This is a genomic window from Bradyrhizobium sp. Ses1, from assembly GCF_059512365.1.
In genome coordinates, this window is record NZ_JCAMOQ010000011.1 from 79,579 (window position 1) to 95,326 (window position 15,748).

Annotated in this window: 18 protein-coding genes and 1 pseudogene; 5 read left to right on the forward strand and 14 right to left on the reverse strand. The window is 64.3% G+C overall.

The window, feature by feature from the left end; all coding sequences use genetic code 11:
• Nucleotides 1–127 precede the first annotated feature (127 nt).
• From flhB to flgB, 6 genes are all read right to left on the reverse strand, one after another.
• Nucleotides 128–1,204 (reverse strand): flagellar biosynthesis protein FlhB, encoded by a 1,077-nt coding sequence (gene flhB / locus AC5ZG5_RS15585; RefSeq protein ID WP_456643349.1) that lies wholly within the window; start codon nt 1,202–1,204, stop codon nt 128–130.
• Between the two features lie 23 nt (nt 1,205–1,227).
• Nucleotides 1,228–1,998 carry a flagellar biosynthetic protein FliR gene (fliR, locus tag AC5ZG5_RS15590; RefSeq protein WP_456643350.1) on the reverse strand — a complete coding sequence of 257 codons (771 nt, stop codon included), beginning with the start codon at nt 1,996–1,998 and terminating at the stop codon, nt 1,228–1,230.
• A 14-nt stretch (nt 1,999–2,012) separates the two neighbouring features.
• Nucleotides 2,013–2,276, reverse strand: coding sequence for a flagellar biosynthesis protein FliQ (fliQ, locus tag AC5ZG5_RS15595; RefSeq protein WP_028163545.1), 264 nt, complete (start codon nt 2,274–2,276; stop codon nt 2,013–2,015).
• 127 nt (nt 2,277–2,403) lie between these two features.
• Nucleotides 2,404–2,712: a flagellar hook-basal body complex protein FliE gene (gene fliE / locus AC5ZG5_RS15600; protein WP_028163546.1), complete on the reverse strand. Its 309-nt coding sequence runs from the start codon at nt 2,710–2,712 to the stop codon at nt 2,404–2,406.
• Nucleotides 2,713–2,732: 20 nt separating this feature from the next.
• A complete protein-coding gene (flgC, locus tag AC5ZG5_RS15605) occupies nt 2,733–3,158 on the reverse strand; it encodes a flagellar basal body rod protein FlgC (RefSeq protein WP_130231207.1) in 426 nt (141 codons plus the stop codon).
• 23 nt (nt 3,159–3,181) lie between these two features.
• A complete protein-coding gene (gene flgB / locus AC5ZG5_RS15610; RefSeq protein WP_456643351.1) occupies nt 3,182–3,592 on the reverse strand; it encodes a flagellar basal body rod protein FlgB in 411 nt (136 codons plus the stop codon).
• Nucleotides 3,593–3,922: 330 nt separating this feature from the next.
• Here flgB and AC5ZG5_RS15615 point away from each other — a divergent pair, with 330 nt between their 5' ends.
• Nucleotides 3,923–4,882, forward strand: a complete 960-nt coding sequence (locus AC5ZG5_RS15615) for a flagellar biosynthetic protein FliO (protein ID WP_456643352.1) — start codon at nt 3,923–3,925, stop codon at nt 4,880–4,882.
• Entirely contained in the window at nt 4,879–5,631 is a 753-nt protein-coding gene (fliP, locus tag AC5ZG5_RS15620) for a flagellar type III secretion system pore protein FliP (RefSeq protein ID WP_456643353.1), read from the forward strand. The genes AC5ZG5_RS15615 and fliP overlap by 4 nt, the downstream gene beginning before the upstream one ends.
• A gap of 9 nt (nt 5,632–5,640) precedes the next feature.
• Here the strand turns inward: fliP and AC5ZG5_RS15625 are convergent, their stop codons facing one another.
• The 3 genes and pseudogenes from AC5ZG5_RS15625 to AC5ZG5_RS15635 form a co-directional block, all read right to left on the reverse strand.
• Nucleotides 5,641–6,876 carry a YbfB/YjiJ family MFS transporter gene (locus AC5ZG5_RS15625; RefSeq protein WP_456643414.1) on the reverse strand — a complete coding sequence of 412 codons (1,236 nt, stop codon included), beginning with the start codon at nt 6,874–6,876 and terminating at the stop codon, nt 5,641–5,643.
• Between the two features lie 9 nt (nt 6,877–6,885).
• A complete protein-coding gene (locus AC5ZG5_RS15630) occupies nt 6,886–7,116 on the reverse strand; it encodes a hypothetical protein (RefSeq protein WP_456643354.1) in 231 nt (76 codons plus the stop codon).
• Nucleotides 7,103–7,291: pseudogene (locus tag AC5ZG5_RS15635) on the reverse strand (SDR family oxidoreductase); the annotation flags it as partial. The gene AC5ZG5_RS15630 and the pseudogene AC5ZG5_RS15635, both read right to left, overlap by 14 nt.
• A gap of 50 nt (nt 7,292–7,341) precedes the next feature.
• On the opposite strand from AC5ZG5_RS15635, the gene AC5ZG5_RS15640 reads away from it, so the two are divergent.
• Nucleotides 7,342–8,673: an amidohydrolase gene (locus AC5ZG5_RS15640; RefSeq protein ID WP_456643355.1), complete on the forward strand. Its 1,332-nt coding sequence runs from the start codon at nt 7,342–7,344 to the stop codon at nt 8,671–8,673.
• A gap of 132 nt (nt 8,674–8,805) precedes the next feature.
• Here AC5ZG5_RS15640 and AC5ZG5_RS15645 read toward each other — a convergent pair whose 3' ends face one another.
• The 5 genes from AC5ZG5_RS15645 to AC5ZG5_RS15665 all read right to left on the reverse strand — a co-directional run bounded on the left by AC5ZG5_RS15645 (nt 8,806) and on the right by AC5ZG5_RS15665 (nt 14,664).
• Nucleotides 8,806–9,114 carry a hypothetical protein gene (locus AC5ZG5_RS15645; RefSeq protein WP_130229062.1) on the reverse strand — a complete coding sequence of 103 codons (309 nt, stop codon included), beginning with the start codon at nt 9,112–9,114 and terminating at the stop codon, nt 8,806–8,808.
• Between the two features lie 323 nt (nt 9,115–9,437).
• Nucleotides 9,438–9,674, reverse strand: coding sequence for a hypothetical protein (locus AC5ZG5_RS15650; protein ID WP_028163552.1), 237 nt, complete (start codon nt 9,672–9,674; stop codon nt 9,438–9,440).
• Nucleotides 9,675–9,847: 173 nt separating this feature from the next.
• Nucleotides 9,848–13,621, reverse strand: a complete 3,774-nt coding sequence (locus AC5ZG5_RS15655) for a tetratricopeptide repeat protein (protein WP_456643356.1) — start codon at nt 13,619–13,621, stop codon at nt 9,848–9,850.
• 460 nt (nt 13,622–14,081) lie between these two features.
• On the reverse strand, nt 14,082–14,375 hold the full coding sequence (locus AC5ZG5_RS15660; protein ID WP_028163554.1) for an addiction module antidote protein: 294 nt from the start codon (nt 14,373–14,375) through the stop codon (nt 14,082–14,084).
• A 1-nt stretch (nt 14,376) separates the two neighbouring features.
• Nucleotides 14,377–14,664 carry a type II toxin-antitoxin system RelE/ParE family toxin gene (locus tag AC5ZG5_RS15665; protein WP_456643357.1) on the reverse strand — a complete coding sequence of 96 codons (288 nt, stop codon included), beginning with the start codon at nt 14,662–14,664 and terminating at the stop codon, nt 14,377–14,379.
• A 115-nt stretch (nt 14,665–14,779) separates the two neighbouring features.
• Here AC5ZG5_RS15665 and AC5ZG5_RS15670 point away from each other — a divergent pair, with 115 nt between their 5' ends.
• Together AC5ZG5_RS15670 and AC5ZG5_RS15675 are read left to right on the forward strand one after the other, a co-directional pair.
• The gene (locus AC5ZG5_RS15670; protein ID WP_456643358.1) at nt 14,780–15,034 is read left to right on the forward strand and encodes a DUF3551 domain-containing protein; all 255 of its coding nucleotides are present in this window, start codon (nt 14,780–14,782) and stop codon (nt 15,032–15,034) included.
• A gap of 174 nt (nt 15,035–15,208) precedes the next feature.
• Nucleotides 15,209–15,739, forward strand: coding sequence for a DUF1269 domain-containing protein (locus AC5ZG5_RS15675; protein WP_028163557.1), 531 nt, complete (start codon nt 15,209–15,211; stop codon nt 15,737–15,739).
• The last annotated feature ends 9 nt before the right edge of the window (nt 15,740–15,748 follow it).

The window sequence follows — 15,748 nt, forward strand, 5'->3', positions numbered from 1 at the left end:
GCGCAGATTCGCCCGTCCTCCTGAGTGCCTCAATCGGAGCTTGGAGCGCAAGTCCATCAGGCCGCGATTTCCCAGGTTAAGCCCATCTCAGGCCGCTTTCGTTCCATTCCCGGAGTCCCATGCCGCGTCAGCTTCGCTGTCCCGACAGCCCGCGACGCTTCAGGCCCATGACGTAGCCGATGATTTCGGCGACCGCGTGATAGTGTTCGACCGGAATTTCCTCGTCGACATCGACGGTTGCATAGAGCGCGCGGGCCAGCGGCACGTTCTCGACGATCGGGATGTCGTGATCCTTGGCGACCTCCCTGATCTTGAAGGCGATGTTGTCGACGCCCTTGGCAACGCAGACCGGCGCCTGCATGTCGCGGTCGTAGGCGAGCGCCACCGAATAGTGGGTCGGGTTGGTGATGATCACGCTCGCCTTGGGAACCGCGGCCATCATCCGCTTCTTCATGCGCTGCTGCCGCAACTGGCGGATGCGCCCCTTGATGTGCGGATCGCCTTCCGACTGTTTGAACTCCTCCTTCATCTCCTGCACCGACATCTTCTGCCGCTCGTACCATTGCCGGTACTGGAAGAAGTAGTCGGCGATCGCGACCGCGGCGAGCATCGCCACCACAGCGCCCAGCAGGTGCAACGTCAGGCTGGTGGTGGCGGGCAGGATCGAGGCGACGTCGATTCTAAGCAGCGATTCCAGCCGGTGCCATTCCGGCCACAGCACCGCCGTCATGACCGCGCCGAGCGCGACGACCTTGAAGATGCCCTTGAGGAAATTCGCCGCCGCCTGCTTGCCGAAAATGCGCTTGAAGCCGGCGCCAGGCGAGATCTTGCTGAATTTCGGCGTCAGCGACTCCGTAGACCACACCAGGCGGTGCTGGATCATGTTGCCGGCAATCGCCGCCAGCATCAGCATCAGCAGCGGCACGCCGATTGCCGCGATGACAGCGATCACGAGCGTCTGCATCAGCGACATCAGCCCCGGGCCGTCGGTCCTGATCATCCAGGAATTGGCGATCAGGTTGCGCAGCGGCGTCAGGATGCCTGCTGCCGTCGAGGTCGAGAAGGTCGACAGCACCAAGGTGCCGCCAGCGATCACGAACCAGGTGTTGACCTCCTGGCTCTTGGCGACATCGCCCTTCGCATGTGCGTCATCGAGACGTTTTTGCGTAGGGTCTTCCGTTTTGTCGTCGCTATCCTCGGCCATCGCGCTTCCTTAATGGCGGCTCCCTATTTCAGCGGCGTGAGTTGGTGCATGACGCCGATGAAGTATTCGAGATAGGTCCCCATCATCGCCGCGATCACCACGGCGAGGATCAGGAACCCGGCGAGGATCGAGAGCGGCACGCCGACGAAATAGACCTGCATCTGCGGCATCAGCCGCGCCAGCACGCCAAGCCCGATATTGAAGACGAGACCGAATACGAGAAACGGCGCCGAAAGTTGCAGGCCGATCTTGAAGGCTTCCGCGAAGGCGCGCGTCGCCAGCGCCGCGACGTCGCCGGTCGGCATCGTCGCGCCCGGGGAGAAGATCTTATAGCTCTCGTTCAGCGCCGCGAGCACCAGATGATGAGTGTCGGTCGCAAACAACAGCGTCATGCCGAGGATCGTGAGGAAGTTGCCGATGAGCTGGCCCTGCTGGCCCTGCGTCGGATCGATCGCAGTGACGAAGCCGAGCCCGAGCTGTTGGGCGATCACCGAGCCCGCGACTGCAAGCGCCGACAACGTTACGCGCGCGGTCGCCCCAAGCACGATGCCGATGACGATCTCGTGCACCATCAACACCATCAGCGACGTCACCGACGTGATGTCGACATGATAGTCGGCGCGGTGCAGCGGCAGGATGATCAGCGTCAAGAGCAGCGCGATCCCGAGCTTGATTCGCGCCGGGATATTGCTCTCGCCGAATCCCGGCAGCAGCATCACCATCGCCCCCATGCGGGCAAACACCAGGACGAAGGTCGCGGCCAGCGCCGGCAGCAGGGATATGTCGATGCGCATTCAGTCACAGTGCATCAACCGCCGATGATTCGCGACGATATCCGCAGCATGTGGGCGTGCATCGCGTCAGCCATGAACGGCAGCGCCAATAGCATTGTCACGAAGATCGCGAGGATCTTCGGCACGTAGATCAGCGTCTGTTCCTGGATCTGCGTCAGCGCCTGGAACAGCGACACGATCACGCCGACCACGAGGCCGACGATCATCAGGGGCGACGACACCACCACGATGGTCCAGATCGCATCGCGCGCCACGTCGAGGGTTTCAGCACCGGTCATTTCAAGCGTCCTTTTTCAATCCGCCAAACCCTCCGCCGTCATTATGAGGAGCGTCAGCGACGAAGCAATCCATGCCTCAGCAAGCGGCACCATGGATTGCTTCGCTCCGCTCGCAATGACGGAAGCCTCAGATCGGCATCTTCATGATGTCTTCATACGACTGGATCACCCGGTCCCGCACCGACACCAGGGTCGAGACCGCGACGTCGGTCTCGGCGACCGCGGTCACCACATCCATCACATTGGCCCGGCCCGAGGTCATCGCCACGGTCTGGGCGTCGGACTTGCGGCCGGCATCCATGACGCTGCCGATGGCTTCCTTCACCAGCGCGCCGAACGAGGGGCCTGCGGTCTCGCCGCCCTTCTCGGCGCCGCCCCGCTCCATCATGCGGGCGAGGCTGGCATAGGCGTTGGCGGCGACTGTCGGTGTGGCCATGTTGGATCGCTTCCTGTTTCTTAGGACTTGAGGATATCGAGCGTGCGCTGGATCATCCGCCGCGTGGCACTGATGATGTTGAGGTTCGCCTCATAGGAGCGCTGGGCGTCGCGCATGTCGGTCATTTCGACCAGCGGATTGACGTTGGGATATTTCACATTGCCGGTCGCATCCGCCGCCGGATTGCTCGGCTCGTATTTGACGCGGAACGCCGACTGGTCGGGCCGCACTCTGCCGAGCGTCACCACTTTGGCATCCAGCGCGCGGTCGAGTGCGGAGGAGAAGGTCGGCACCTTGCGGCGGTAGGGATCGCCGCCAGCGGTCTGCGCTGTCGAATCGGCGTTGGCGATATTTTCCGAGATCACCCGCATCCGTCCGGCCTGCGCGCGCAGGCCGGAGGTGGCAATCGTCATCGAGCGGGCGAAATCGCTTCCATCGTCGGCCATGATCCCTTCTCCCTAAAAACCTGTCAGCGCCTGCCGATGGCGGTTTTGATCAATCCGAGGCTGCGGCTGTAGAGTGAGGTCACCGCCGCATAGTCCATCTGGTTGGCGGAGACCTTCAGCATCTGCTCTTCCAGGTTGACGGCGTTGCCGGCCGGCCTGGTCATGAAGGCGTTCTTGCCGCCGTCATGGTCGAAATTCTCCGGCGCGCCGGAGGCCGCGATATGGCCGGAGGCGGTCCGCATCATCGGCAGCATGCCCATCGATCCGCCGACCGGCGCGCCATTGCGGCCGAAGGTCGGCTCGACCAGGTCGCGCGGCCGAAAGTTCGGCGAATCCGAATTGGAGACGTTCTCGGCCAGCACCCGCTGGCGCTCCTGATGCCACTGCATCTTGGTGCGCAGCGCCGACAGGATCGGTAGATCGTTGATGGCCATCGCCGCGCCCCCGTTAACCTCTGGGGCCGTCCCCGAGGTAGGCAGAATTTGCCCGGTGTATGGTTAACGGCTGGTTAAATTGTTCCGGGAGGCCGTAGGCAGGTCTCCGAATCATCCGGAAGTGCACATTTTCGCCACGATGGCTGCGTTAACCAGCGCGCGCAGGTGGGCTTAGAAGTCGTTTTGGAACAATCGATTCTTGGTCTATTAGTAAACATGGGCGGCGTGACTGCCGTGGGGAATTAAGAAATAAGGCTGATCTCGGGCGTGATTCGCTGATCGGATCGCTTCAGCCCGCATCCGTCGACGCCAGCATGAAAGCAGGGCCAGATGGCCGGGGACAGTAATATGCAGATCCTGTGGTTCCTCTTTGCGTTCATCGCCGTATTGGCGCTGATCGGTCTGGCCGCATGGCTGGTCCGCCGCTTTGCCGGTAACCGCCTCGGAGCCAACACCAACCGCGGGCGGATGCCGCGGCTAGCCGTGATCGATGCGGCCGCGGTCGATGGGCGGCGCCGCCTCGTGCTGGTCCGCCGCGACAATGTCGAGCATCTCCTGATGATCGGCGGCCCCACCGACATCGTCGTCGAACCCAATATCGTCCGCGCGTCGGCCCGCGACCAGGCGCCGGCGCGTCCGGTCATCGCCAGCGCCGAGCCGCCACCGCGGGTTGCGCCGCTCCCGGATGCCGCGTGGGCCGAGGCCGAAAGCGCCCGCACCGAGATCTTCGATACGCCGGAGCCGACGATGCCTGAGCCGCCGCCGCGGCCCGCGCGCCCGTCTTTTGCCGAAGAGCTTCGCCGTCCGGCCGGCCCGCCGCTGACAGAGCGACGCGATCCGCTCACCGGCTTCACGCCGGAGCCGATCGGCAGCCGCCCCGAGCGCACCGAACCGCGGCCGGAGCCGATCCCGCCGCGCGTGCCCCGCACCGAGCCCCTGATCCCGCGCCCGCCCCGCACGACCGAGCCGAAGATCGCGCCGCTGCGCACCCCCGAGCGTGCCGCAGCACCGCCACCGCCGCCTCCTCCGTCTCCGCCATCTCCTCCTCCGCCGCCGCCGGATACATCCAGCGCCGACGCCAATCTCGCCGAGATGGCGCAGCGGCTCGAGGCCGCGCTGCGCCGTCCGCCGAGCGAAGCTGCCGCGCCGCCGGTCGCGCCCGAGCCGGCACCTGCACCGCGCCCCGCACGCAGCGAACCTCCGCCCTCACCTGCGCCGCAGAAGAGCGGCTTTGAGAATCTCGAAGACGAGATGGCCTCCTTGCTCGGCCGCCCGAAGAACCCTTCGTGAGGCCGCCGAAGTATCCGCGTAGAGTTTTATTCACCGCCGTCCTGATCGCCGCCAGCTCGCTGGCGGCGCCTGCGCTTGCGCAGGACATCAGCATCAATCTCGGCCAGGGCAATGGCGGCGTCACCGAGCGCGCGATCCAGTTGATCGCGCTGCTCACGGTGCTCTCGATCGCGCCGTCGATCCTGATCATGATGACGTCGTTCACGCGCATCGTCGTGGTGCTGTCGCTGCTCCGCACCGCGCTCGGCACCGCGACCGCGCCGCCGAACTCCGTGATCATCGCGCTGGCGATGTTCCTGACCGCGTTCGTGATGGGCCCGGTGCTGCAGAAATCCTATGACGACGGCATCCGCCCGCTGGTCGCCAACCAGATCGGCGTCGAGGACGCGCTGCAGCGCGCCTCCGTCCCGTTGCGCGGCTTCATGCAGAAGAATGTGCGCGAGAAGGACCTCAAGCTGTTCATGGATCTCTCCGGCGAGCCGCCGCCCGCGAGCCCGGAAGAGATGTCGCTGCGCATCCTCGTCCCCGCCTTCATGATCTCCGAATTGAAGCGCGCCTTCGAGATCGGCTTCCTGCTATTCCTGCCCTTCCTCATTATCGACCTCGTGGTCGCCTCCGTCCTGATGTCGATGGGCATGATGATGCTGCCGCCGGTCGTGGTGTCCCTGCCGTTCAAGCTGATCTTCTTCGTGCTGGTCGACGGCTGGTCGCTGGTCGCCGGCAGCCTGGTGCAGAGCTACGGGGGATAGCGCGACGAACTACGAGCGCGCGCGATCGCCCAATAGGCCGACCACGAGATCGACGGCGAGAGCGGTGGTGATGGCGGCTGCGCCGATCATGAACAGGAGCGCGTAGTTGCCGCCGGTCTGCTCGAAGCAGTAGGACAGGCCATAGGCGCCGCCGGCCTGAAACAGCGCAAAGCTCGTGGTTGCTTGCGCCCACGCCGCGCCCTGCGCGGCGCTGTTGTGCGGAACGAGTTCATGGATGCGGCCGAGCGTCAGCGGCACGATGCCGGGGGTGAAGGCGCCAGCGATCACGCTCGAGGCGATCATCGCGGCCGGAGCCACGCTGACCGCAGGCAGCACGATGGCCACCGCCTGCACCAGGAAGGCGACGCGCAGCGCCGGGCCGAAGCCTGCGCGGTCGGCGAGATGCCCGGTCACGAGCGGACCGGCGATCGCGCCGATGCCGTAGAGCACCCAGTATTGCGAAGCGGCCGGAATCCCCTGCCCCAGCCCGCGCGCCACGAAGTCGACCAGGAACACCATGTGCGGCACCAGCGCCAGGGCGTTGAGGCCATACTCCGCATACAGCGCGCGGATCGCCAGCGATCGCGGCCGCGATGCTATGCGATGGTGAGCTACGGCTTTCGTGCCGCGGACCTCGGCCGGCCAGGCCTTCCAGCTCGCCAGGGTCAGCAGCACGGACAATATCCCAAGTCCATACCAGGCCTCTTGCAGCCCTTGCCGCAGCAACAGCGGCACGAGCGTGCCGGACGCCGCAACGCCGAGGCCCACGCCGGCGAAGATCACGCCGCCGACCACGCCCTTCTTGTTCGGCGGCGTATGCGGCAGGATCGTCGACGCCGCAAGCACCATGATCACGCCTCCGGACAGACCGGCAAGAAAGCGCCACACGAAGAACCAGGCGAACGAGATCGGCACCGAGCACGCAAAGCAGCAGAGCGAGGCAAGCACCATCATGGCGCGCAGCGAGCGCACCGCCCCGATGCGAGCGCCGACTTCGCGCGCGATAATCGCGCCGCCGAGATAGCCCGCAAGATTGGCAGCGCCGAGATAGACGACATCAGCCGGACTGAACCATTTTGCCGCGATCAGCGCCGGGATCAGCGGCGTGTAGGCGAAGCGCGCCAATCCAAGACCAACCAGCGAGGCGCAAAGCCCCGCCGCAGCCGACAGCCAGACCGGCCCGCCTTCATGATGATGATTGGCCGCGGCTGAATGGGGATGACGGTGAGCGTGGGTGCTTGACATTGACATCGGTTAAGCAGCCTCGCTGCCGGAAAGGGAAATGGTTAGTTCTGATGCCAGCCATCGCCGACGGCGATGGCTGACCGGCGCGTCGACCGTCATTGCGAGGAGCGACAGCGACGAAGCAATCCACGCCTCCGCAAGCGGCACCGTGGATTGCTTCGCGGAGCCTGTCATCGGGCGCGCGTTCGCGCGACCCGGTGGCTCGCAATGACGAATCCGGGTGATTTCAGCGATCGACATGCAGGATCTCGCCGGTGACGAAGCCCGCGCTTTCGAGATAGAGCATGGCATCGACGATGTCGCGGCTCTCGCCCATCCGCCCGACCGGATGCAGCTTGGCGAGGAAATCTTAGGTCTCGCGTCCATGCATCGGCGTCTTGATCACGCCGGGCGAGACCGCGTTGACGCGGATGCCCACCGCGATATTCTGGTTGAGGAAGAAAAAAAGCCAAGGGAGGTCTGACCATGCGGTTTGCAAAGCCTCTGCTCGTCGCATTTGCCTTGGGCAGCATGGTTGCGCTGCCGGCGCATGCGGAGCTCGACGTCGCAAGCCTGAAGCAATCGATCGAGACCTCCTTCGAGAGCGAATATCCAAAACTCGATGCGCTCTACAAGGACATCCACGCCCATCCCGAGATCGCCTTCCAGGAGGAGAAGACCGCCGCAAAACTCGCCGCCGAGATGCGCGCGATCGGCTTCGAGGTTACAGAGAAGGTCGGCAAGACCGGGCTGGTTGCGCTCTACAAGAATGGCGACGGTCCGACCATCATGGTGCGCACCGAGCTTGACGCGCTGCCGATGGAGGAGAAGACCAGCCTGCCCTACGCGAGCCGCGACAAGACCATCTGGCAGGAGCGCGAAACCTTCGTCGCCCATAGCTGCGGCCACGACATCCACATGGCGAGCTGGGTCGGAACGGCGAAGGCGCTGGTCGGGCTGAAGGACCAGTGGAAGGGCACGCTGATGTTCATCGCCCAGCCCGCCGAGGAAGTGGTTGCGGGTGCCAGAGCCATGCTGGCCGACGGCCTGTTCACGCGCTTTCCCAAGCCCGATGCCGGCTTTGCCCTGCATAGCGGGGCCTTTCCCTACGGCTACGTCAGCTACACCGTCGGGGTCCGCTCTTCCAATGCCGACGGCCTCTACATCAAATTCAAAGGCCGCGGCGGCCATGGCGCGGCGCCACAGGCGACCATCGATCCCGTGATGATGGCGTCGCGTTTTGTGGTCGATGTGCAGAGCGTCATCAGCCGTGAAAAGGACCCGACCGAATTCGGCGTGGTCTCCATCGGCTCGCTCCATGCCGGCACCACGGCCAACATCATTCCCGACGAGGCGGTCCTGCTCGGCACCATCAGAACCTTCAAACCGGACGTGCGCGCCAAGATGCATGATGGAATCGAACGTACCGCCAAAGCGGTCGCCGCCATGGCGAACGCGCCTGCACCGGAGATCAGGATCACCGAGGGTACCAAGGCGGTTGTCAACGATGCCGCTGTTGTCGCGACCGCCGAGAAGGTGCTGAACGCGGCCTTCGGCGACAAGTTCAGGACCGCGCCGCCGGTCGCCGCGAGCGAAGATTTTTCCGAGTACATCAATGCCGGCGTGCCTTCGATGTTCTTCAATATCGGCGTCTACGATCCCGAGCACGTCGCCGCCGCGCGCAATGGCGGCGCGCCGCTTCCCGGCAACCATTCCCCGCTGTTCGCGCCGGTGCCGAAGCCTACCATTCAGACCGGCGTCACCGCGATGACGCTCGCAGTCCTGAGCGCATTCGACCAGAGGGCCAAGGGGCAGTAACGGCCAAGCCCGTCATTGCGAGCGAAGCGAAGTAAGCAGCATGCGCGTGATCGAGCAAGGACAAAATCTCTCAAATACATGTTGGCGAGCGGCGGCTCGAAGGGAGCCGCACGCTGCCAATGCTTGATGTCATCACCAGCCGTAAGTGTAGCCGGGATAGGAGTAGTAATAGCTCGGATAGCTCCAATATGAATTATAGGTCGGATAGCCCCAATACGAATTATAGGTGGGATAACCCCAGTACGAGTTATAGGTGGGATAGCCCCAGTACGAAGGATAATCCCGACGCACCAGATAGCGCACGTCCATCGTCACGGCTGGTACCGCCGCCTTGATCGACATGCCATTGATCGGCGCAGCAGACGATTTGGCCGTGGCGGCCGCTGCGAGAGGGACAGCAATTGCGACTGCAATCGCGAGCCTGCGGACTTGAATCTTCATGGAAGCTCCTTTCGTGTTAGAAGTGACCATCCACCAGGCGACCATGATGGGGCGGAACGCCTACAGAAAGATTTCGGAAATCCGGAATTGCGTTACGTGGGTAACTGGTGATGGCACGAAGCCAAGCCCCACAACCCGCCACTCGATCGGAGCTGATCCGGACGCGTTACGTCGCCTCTTGCCCCATCTCGGACCCTTGGAGGTCTGCTATCGCGCCGCGATCAGGGGCACAATGCATCCCAGACGCACTCCGATGCGGCGCGCGGGTTTGTGAGTACACGCCGTAGCGAGCCGGCGCTCGTCACGGATAACAGCGCAGCCGGTCAGTTCTTGAAGTCATATTGCTTGCTGAGGTGATCGCCGACCTGGACCAGCATCGCCACGCATTCGGGATAACCCGGCTTAGCCACCGTCGCGGCGTCGGCGGCCGCACGAAATTCCCAACTGTCGCCGTCACGGATCACGGAGATCACGATGCCATCAGGGCAATCGGCATGGACCTTCAGCTCGGCTCTTGCCATCTCGATGAGTTCGGCTTCGGTCTTGGTCGGCTTGCTCATGGTGACGACGTCCTCCGGCGATTTGCGTGGCCGCCGCAAATTGCCGCCTAAACGCGACGCTGTCGAGAGGACGATCGTCGCGGCTTCCACGTAGCCCGGACGGAGTTTGTAGCCTGGATGGAGCCAACGGGGCGCGCATTCGCGCGACCCGTTGGCTCCATCCGGGCTACGGGCTACCTCGCAGCGCTGGCGCGCTTGGTGCCGACGATCGCAGGCAACGCCTCGGGATCGGCTTTCGTGCCCGGCACAGCGCCGGTCGCGATCGGATCGGAGAGCGGCGCGCGGGCGGTGGCGTCGGGGAAGCGGAGCTTCATGTCGCGGATGAAGCCGTCGAGCGTATCGACTCTGGCGGCCATCCTTGCGATCTCTGAGAATTCGGCGCTGTTGGCGGCAGCCGGCCTGGCTGCAATGTCGAACGCCGTCCGGTCGGCCTCGCCCGACATCAGCGGCGCATATTTCTCGCGGAAGCGGGCAAGCCCGATCGCGTCCTCGGCGAGCGCATAGCCGACCACGGCACGGATAATGTCGCCCTTCTCGGCCGCGTTCAGCGGCGTGAAGTCGCGCCAGCGGTCGCCATAATAGAGCTCGATCTGCTCGGAGGCCTCGCGCCAGTGCCGCTGCGCCCAATAGATGTCGGAGCGCAGCCGGATCGCCTCGCGGCCGGGAATGTTGGAGATGATGTCGAGCGCAAGGTCATGCCGACCGACGTCGCTCTGCGCACGCGCCTCGAGCAGCAGCCGCTGCTGGCGCAATTCGCCCGAGAGATCCGAGATGCGGGTCAGGCGCAGCGCCGCGATCGCGCGCTCCGGCTTGCGATTGGTGAGATAGACCATAGCAAGGCGTGCGGCGACCTGCGCGCGCGCCGCGCCCTCGAGCCGCTTGTCGACCTGGTACTGCAGCAGTTCGGCGGCCTGATCCAAGAGGTCGACGCCGACGAGACGGTCGGCCAGGCGGCGGATCATCTCATCCCCCCGGCGACCGATCGGCGTCAGCTCGCGGTATTCATAGAACATCGTGAGTGCATCGATCGGCGGGATGCTGTCGCCGGCGGGCCCGAGGAAAAGCTGGGAGAACAGCGCCGACGCCGCATCCTGTGCCTGCCGCGATTCCGGCGAGTTCGGCTGCAGTTTCGTCGCGGCGCGGGTGGCCGCGAACGCCTCCGCATAGCGGCCGGTGTCGGAATAGATCTTCGCCAGGATCTGCAGCGTGCGCAGCTCGATGCTGTCGCCGCGCCACATCACGGCGAGCAGTTCGAGCTCGCGCAGGATCTCTCCTTGCGTGATCTCACCCCGCTTCTGCTTCAGTATGACCTCGAGCAATTTGCCTTCGGCCGCGGCCTGCCGATCGGGCGAGTTCGCGGCAAAGCGGTAGGCGTCGAGCGCGTCCTTCTCATAGCCGAGCGCTTCGGCGAGCCGGCCGCGCAGCACCGCTGCGGCGGGCTTCAATTCCTTCGGCAGGCCGATCACCTCGAGCTCGCTGCGGCGGCGCGCGGCACCGGCAAAATCCTTCACCTCGAGCGCGGCCCTCATCGATTCCAGCATGACGACGCGCTGCAGATCGGGCGGCAGCGTCGCGACCGAGAACTCCGCGTTCTTGAATTTCTCCCGCGCATCCGCCCATTTGCCCTGGCGCGCAAGGGCGAGCCCCTTCCACAATTGGGAATCATAGCCGTTGCCGATCAAGGGACTGGCGAGATCCTTGAGCGCGCGCTCGGGCCGGCCCATCATGACGCTGCTGGCGGCATGGATCATCAGCACGGCCGGATCCTCGGCGCCGCGCTTGCTCTCCGACAGCATCAGGTTGGCGACGCCGTGGGCTTCCTCATACATGGCGCGCGCGACGTAGAACTTGGCAAGGTTGAGCCGCGACTGCGCGAGCTGCTCGGGCGACGTGGTCGCCTCGGCGCTGGCCGCGATCAGCCCATCGAGCCGCTTGATGAAGTTCGCCGATTGATTGTTCTTCCATTCCTCGGCATCGAACAGCGGCTTGACCGCGGCGGTGGCGCGTTCGGCGGCAACGTCGGCCGATGACAGCGTCAGCCCGCCAGGACGTCCCAGCACCACCTTGTCGGCGCCGAGTTCGGCCTTCACGTCGTCGGAGTTCGGATGCACCACGAGGCCGTGCACGGATTCAAGCAGCGACAGCTCGACGAAATCCTGCCGACGGATGAAGCCGCGCGCCGGCGGCGGCGCGGTCACGACCCACAGCATGTCGCCGGCATCGGGATCGACCAGCCGGTGCAATTGCCCGGGATTGGCCAAGGGCACGCTGACATTGGCGAGTGCGGGATCGCTGACGTTGCGCACCACCATCAAGGGCTGCGGCGCCTTCTGCACCCGGTCGGCGAAGGTCACCGTCCAGCCGGTGCCGGAGGAACGCTCGTCGGCTTCGAGTGAAGGCATCTGCGGGCGGTTGAGGCGGAAGCGGATCGCCTGTCCTTTGTCCAATGCAAAACGGCTGATGTCGGAGATGATGGCGCCGGCCTTGTCGCGGATCGGCGCGACATCGATCGGCTCTGGAGAATCGAACACCAGCCACACCGCGTCGGCGCGGCGGAACAGCGCCGACGGCGTCGCCTTCTGGAAGGTGAACGTCACGCGCAAGCCGTCGCTGTCGCGCTGCGCGTCGACCGCAACAGACTTCTCGGCGGAGGAAGCCTGCAGCATTGCGGCCGGTTTCGGCGCGGCATTCGCAGGCGACGGTGAAGCTTCCTTCGCGGACGCTGCTGGAGGCAGCGGCGGCTCGGCAGGCCCCGCTTGCACTGGAGGCGGAGCCGGCGGCACCTCCTGCGCGACCTTCTCGGACGCCGGCGCGGGCACTTCGGCGGCAGCGGGCTGCGGCCTCGCGACCGCAGGCGCCGTGCTCTCGGCCGCCACCGCGGGCTCCGCCTGCGGGGCATTTGTGCCCTGCTCGGGCTTGATGGCGATCTTGGCCTGCGCCGCGAACGTCTCTGATGTCACCGGGGCGACCGGGGCCGGCTGCTGCAACGGCGTGGATTCCCTGATCGCCTTGCCCTGCCCGGCCGCCACGGCGACCAGCGGCTTTGCCGGCGCGGGTGGAACGTTGGCGGCGTGCCCCTCCGCTGCCGGCTTCTCCGGCTGCTGGAAGGCGACGTCGACGACGTAGTTTTTGTCCTCGCGGAAGGAACGCACATCGACTTCGCCGATCAGGTTGATGTCGACAGCTGATGTGTCGGTGTCGGAGCGCTGGTTGATCGAGGCGACGTTCGGCGGCGCCGCCACCTTGGCATCCGCGAGGTCGAAGCTGAGCACGCTGTTGAACAACAGTGTCAGCTTCTGCTCGTTCAGCACCGAGGACGCGCTGACGCCATCGGGAATTTCGAACACGAAGCGCACGAAGGTCGGCTGCACCGAAGCGCGCACGCGCACCGGCGGCTTTTTCCTGGCTGCGTCCGCCGCCCGCTGCGCGCGCAAGGCACGTTCGGCGGCACGCGCGCGCTCGGCCAGTTCGCGGATCACGTCCGTGGGCAAAGGCGGCGGCGGCCCGGCCCACTCATCGGGCAGGAAGTCGATGAAGATCCGCTCGGCCGCGGTCATCGTATTGATCGTCACCCGCCGCGACAGCGACAAGCGGATCGCCGTTCCGTCCGGATCGCGCCGCGCCATGCCGACATAATCGGGCACGGCATCGGCCAATCTCTCCACGGGGATATCGACCGGCCGCTTGAAGCGGATCACGACGATCGAGCCGGCCGTCGACACCTCGGTTTCGACATCCTCGGCGAGCTTGAACACCAGCCGCGCAAAACCGTTGGCCGCCGAGAACGTCGCCACGCCCTTGACCGGATCGTCGGCGCGGGCGGCCGGGGCAAGTGTCAGGGAAATCAGGAGCACGGCAAGCGGCAGCAGCCGGCCCAGGCAAAGATACGCCGTCCGCGGCAAAACGCGGCCATGCGACCTTAGTCCAGCGGCAGCCCGTCGCGCCATGCCAGTTACGTCTTTCAGCCCTCAAGCCTCGAAGCAGCTACCAATGCGCCACCCCGCATCCGAATCTTGAATTGGCTCGCTTAAGGAGTTGTTAACGACGACTACTTGGAAACTTCGGGGAACGGTCCCCGAAAATCGAGGAAATATAGCAGTGCTCCGGCGGGGACATTGATGGCTATCGGGACCAGCGCGAGTACGCCCAAAGGTCATCGATGCGTTCCCTGAAGACATCCGAGACGCCTACACCGCCTGAACTTCGGAAGCGGACATGCACATCGTCTCAAGCTCGGCCTTGAGTTGCTCCACATGGTTGCCCATCTGGGCAACCATCGGGTCAGACTCGGCAGCTCGGAACGACCCGCTTGCACGGCTGCATGCTCATCGCCAGATCGATGACGCGCAGTTCGCCGCTGGCCGCGTCTATCAGTGCGATCGGTAAACCGCGGAGCGCGGCGCGTCGTTAAGCTGCGTTTCGTGCAGTAAGTGTCAGTCGCATTCCAAGGGGTTTCAGCGCTTTGTCTAGCGTTTCAAGGGTTGGATTGCCTCCCTTTTTGAACGCCTTGTAGATCGCCTCTCGGCTTAGGCCAGTCTCGCGAGAGAATTCGCTCACACCGCGGGCTTTGGCAACGTCGCCAATAGCTGCCGCGATGAATGACGGATCATCGATCTCCAGGGCCGCTTCAAGGTAAGCGACTTGCTCCTCTGGAGTCTTGAGGTGATCAAGGATGTTGAAGGGGGTTGTCTTGATGGCCATATCAGACCTCCTTTGCCATTCGCTTCGCGGTTTCGATGTCTCGCTTCTGTGATTTCTTGTCGCCACCGCAGAGCAAGATCACAACGGTCTTGCCGCGCTTCGTGAAGTAAACCCGATATCCCGGGCCGTGGTCGATCCGCATTTCACTCACACTGTCGCCAACCGATTTGGCATCACCGGGGTTGCCCAACTCCATGCGGCGGATGCGGGCAACGATGCGGGCTTTGGCCTGAATGTCGCCAAGCTTAGCGAACCACGTCGAGTAAGCTTCGCTCTGGATGATCTGCATCGCGTGTACTAAGATACACACCCTGTGACTGTCAACTATAATACACAAAGAAAATGTCCAAAGTAGAAGGAAGTAAAAAGAAAACGGGAAGTGACTTGCCTTTAAGGAGATTCCGATGCGCCCCGTAGCTCGGGCGATCCTGGTGGGCGTCGCAATCCTGGCGGCCTTGCCCGGCCAGGCGCAGACCTACGATCCGCGTTACCCGATCTGCATGCAGGTCTTCAGCATTGACGGCCCTGCCATCGGCTGCGGATATACATCGATGGCTCAGTGCAAGGCGTCGGCGTCAGGCCGCGCAGCCGAATGTTTTGCCAACCCGTATTTCGCGGGCGCAGGCGGGAAACCGCCAGCTAGGGCCCGTCGGCGGTAGCCGGGTTCCCCGCTTCATTTGTGACAAAGGCCGCAAAGCCACAGATTGAACAACGTGCTACGCTCTCCTCGCCGGGGGTTGATGTAAATCAATCGCATTCGCGTGCCATTTGCTTTGCATTCGGATGGTCATGGAGACGCAATAGAGTCGGGCGGCCATAGAGGAGAACTGCAAATGAGTGATCTTGTCGTGATCGCATTCCCAACCGAGGCGAAGGCGGAAGAAGTCCGTCAGAAATTGCTGGCCATGCAGAAGGAGTACCTCATCGAACTCGGCGATGCCGTGATCGCGGTGAAGGATCCCGAAGGCCGGGTGAAATTGAACCAGCTCATCAACACCACGGCGGCCGGCGCGGTCGGCGGCGCTTTCTGGGGCACCCTGATCGGCCTGATCTTCCTGATGCCGCTGGCAGGAGCGGCGCTTGGCGCCGCCGGCGGCACGCTCGGCGGATATCTGACCGATGTCGGTATCGACGACAAATGGATGAAGCAGACCGCTGAAGCCATTCAGCCCGGAACTGCGGCCCTCTTCGTGCTGGCACGCAGGGTGACCGGGGACAAAGTGCTCGAAGGCCTCAGGGGCGAAGGCGGGACCGTGCTGAAGACGTCTCTCGACCACACCAAGGAAGACGCGTTGCGGGCGGCGCTGGCCGGCGCGCAAGCGGTTGTTCCTACTCCACCTGCGCCGGCTGCACCGGCTGCTTGATAGTACTGC

What these genes read in the sequence shown, in the direction of transcription:
- AC5ZG5_RS15655 (WP_456643356.1), bottom strand. Translation starts at nt 13,621, where the DNA reads ATGGCGCGACGGGCTGCCGCTGGACTAAGGTCGCATGGCCGCGTTTTG.
- fliE (WP_028163546.1), bottom strand. Translation starts at nt 2,712, where the DNA reads ATGGCCACACCGACAGTCGCCGCCAACGCCTATGCCAGCCTCGCCCGC.
- AC5ZG5_RS15650 (WP_028163552.1), bottom strand. Translation starts at nt 9,674, where the DNA reads ATGAGCAAGCCGACCAAGACCGAAGCCGAACTCATCGAGATGGCAAGA.
- AC5ZG5_RS15665 (WP_456643357.1), bottom strand. Translation starts at nt 14,664, where the DNA reads ATGCAGATCATCCAGAGCGAAGCTTACTCGACGTGGTTCGCTAAGCTT.
- AC5ZG5_RS15660 (WP_028163554.1), bottom strand. Translation starts at nt 14,375, where the DNA reads ATGGCCATCAAGACAACCCCCTTCAACATCCTTGATCACCTCAAGACT.
- AC5ZG5_RS15670 (WP_456643358.1), top strand. Translation starts at nt 14,780, where the DNA reads ATGCGCCCCGTAGCTCGGGCGATCCTGGTGGGCGTCGCAATCCTGGCG.
- AC5ZG5_RS15675 (WP_028163557.1), top strand. Translation starts at nt 15,209, where the DNA reads ATGAGTGATCTTGTCGTGATCGCATTCCCAACCGAGGCGAAGGCGGAA.
- AC5ZG5_RS15645 (WP_130229062.1), bottom strand. Translation starts at nt 9,114, where the DNA reads ATGAAGATTCAAGTCCGCAGGCTCGCGATTGCAGTCGCAATTGCTGTC.
- AC5ZG5_RS15630 (WP_456643354.1), bottom strand. Translation starts at nt 7,116, where the DNA reads ATGTCGATCGCTGAAATCACCCGGATTCGTCATTGCGAGCCACCGGGT.
- AC5ZG5_RS15615 (WP_456643352.1), top strand. Translation starts at nt 3,923, where the DNA reads ATGGCCGGGGACAGTAATATGCAGATCCTGTGGTTCCTCTTTGCGTTC.
- flhB (WP_456643349.1), bottom strand. Translation starts at nt 1,204, where the DNA reads ATGGCCGAGGATAGCGACGACAAAACGGAAGACCCTACGCAAAAACGT.
- flgC (WP_130231207.1), bottom strand. Translation starts at nt 3,158, where the DNA reads ATGGCCGACGATGGAAGCGATTTCGCCCGCTCGATGACGATTGCCACC.
- fliQ (WP_028163545.1), bottom strand. Translation starts at nt 2,276, where the DNA reads ATGACCGGTGCTGAAACCCTCGACGTGGCGCGCGATGCGATCTGGACC.
- flgB (WP_456643351.1), bottom strand. Translation starts at nt 3,592, where the DNA reads ATGGCCATCAACGATCTACCGATCCTGTCGGCGCTGCGCACCAAGATG.
- AC5ZG5_RS15625 (WP_456643414.1), bottom strand. Translation starts at nt 6,876, where the DNA reads ATGTCAAGCACCCACGCTCACCGTCATCCCCATTCAGCCGCGGCCAAT.
- fliR (WP_456643350.1), bottom strand. Translation starts at nt 1,998, where the DNA reads ATGCGCATCGACATATCCCTGCTGCCGGCGCTGGCCGCGACCTTCGTC.
- AC5ZG5_RS15640 (WP_456643355.1), top strand. Translation starts at nt 7,342, where the DNA reads ATGCGGTTTGCAAAGCCTCTGCTCGTCGCATTTGCCTTGGGCAGCATG.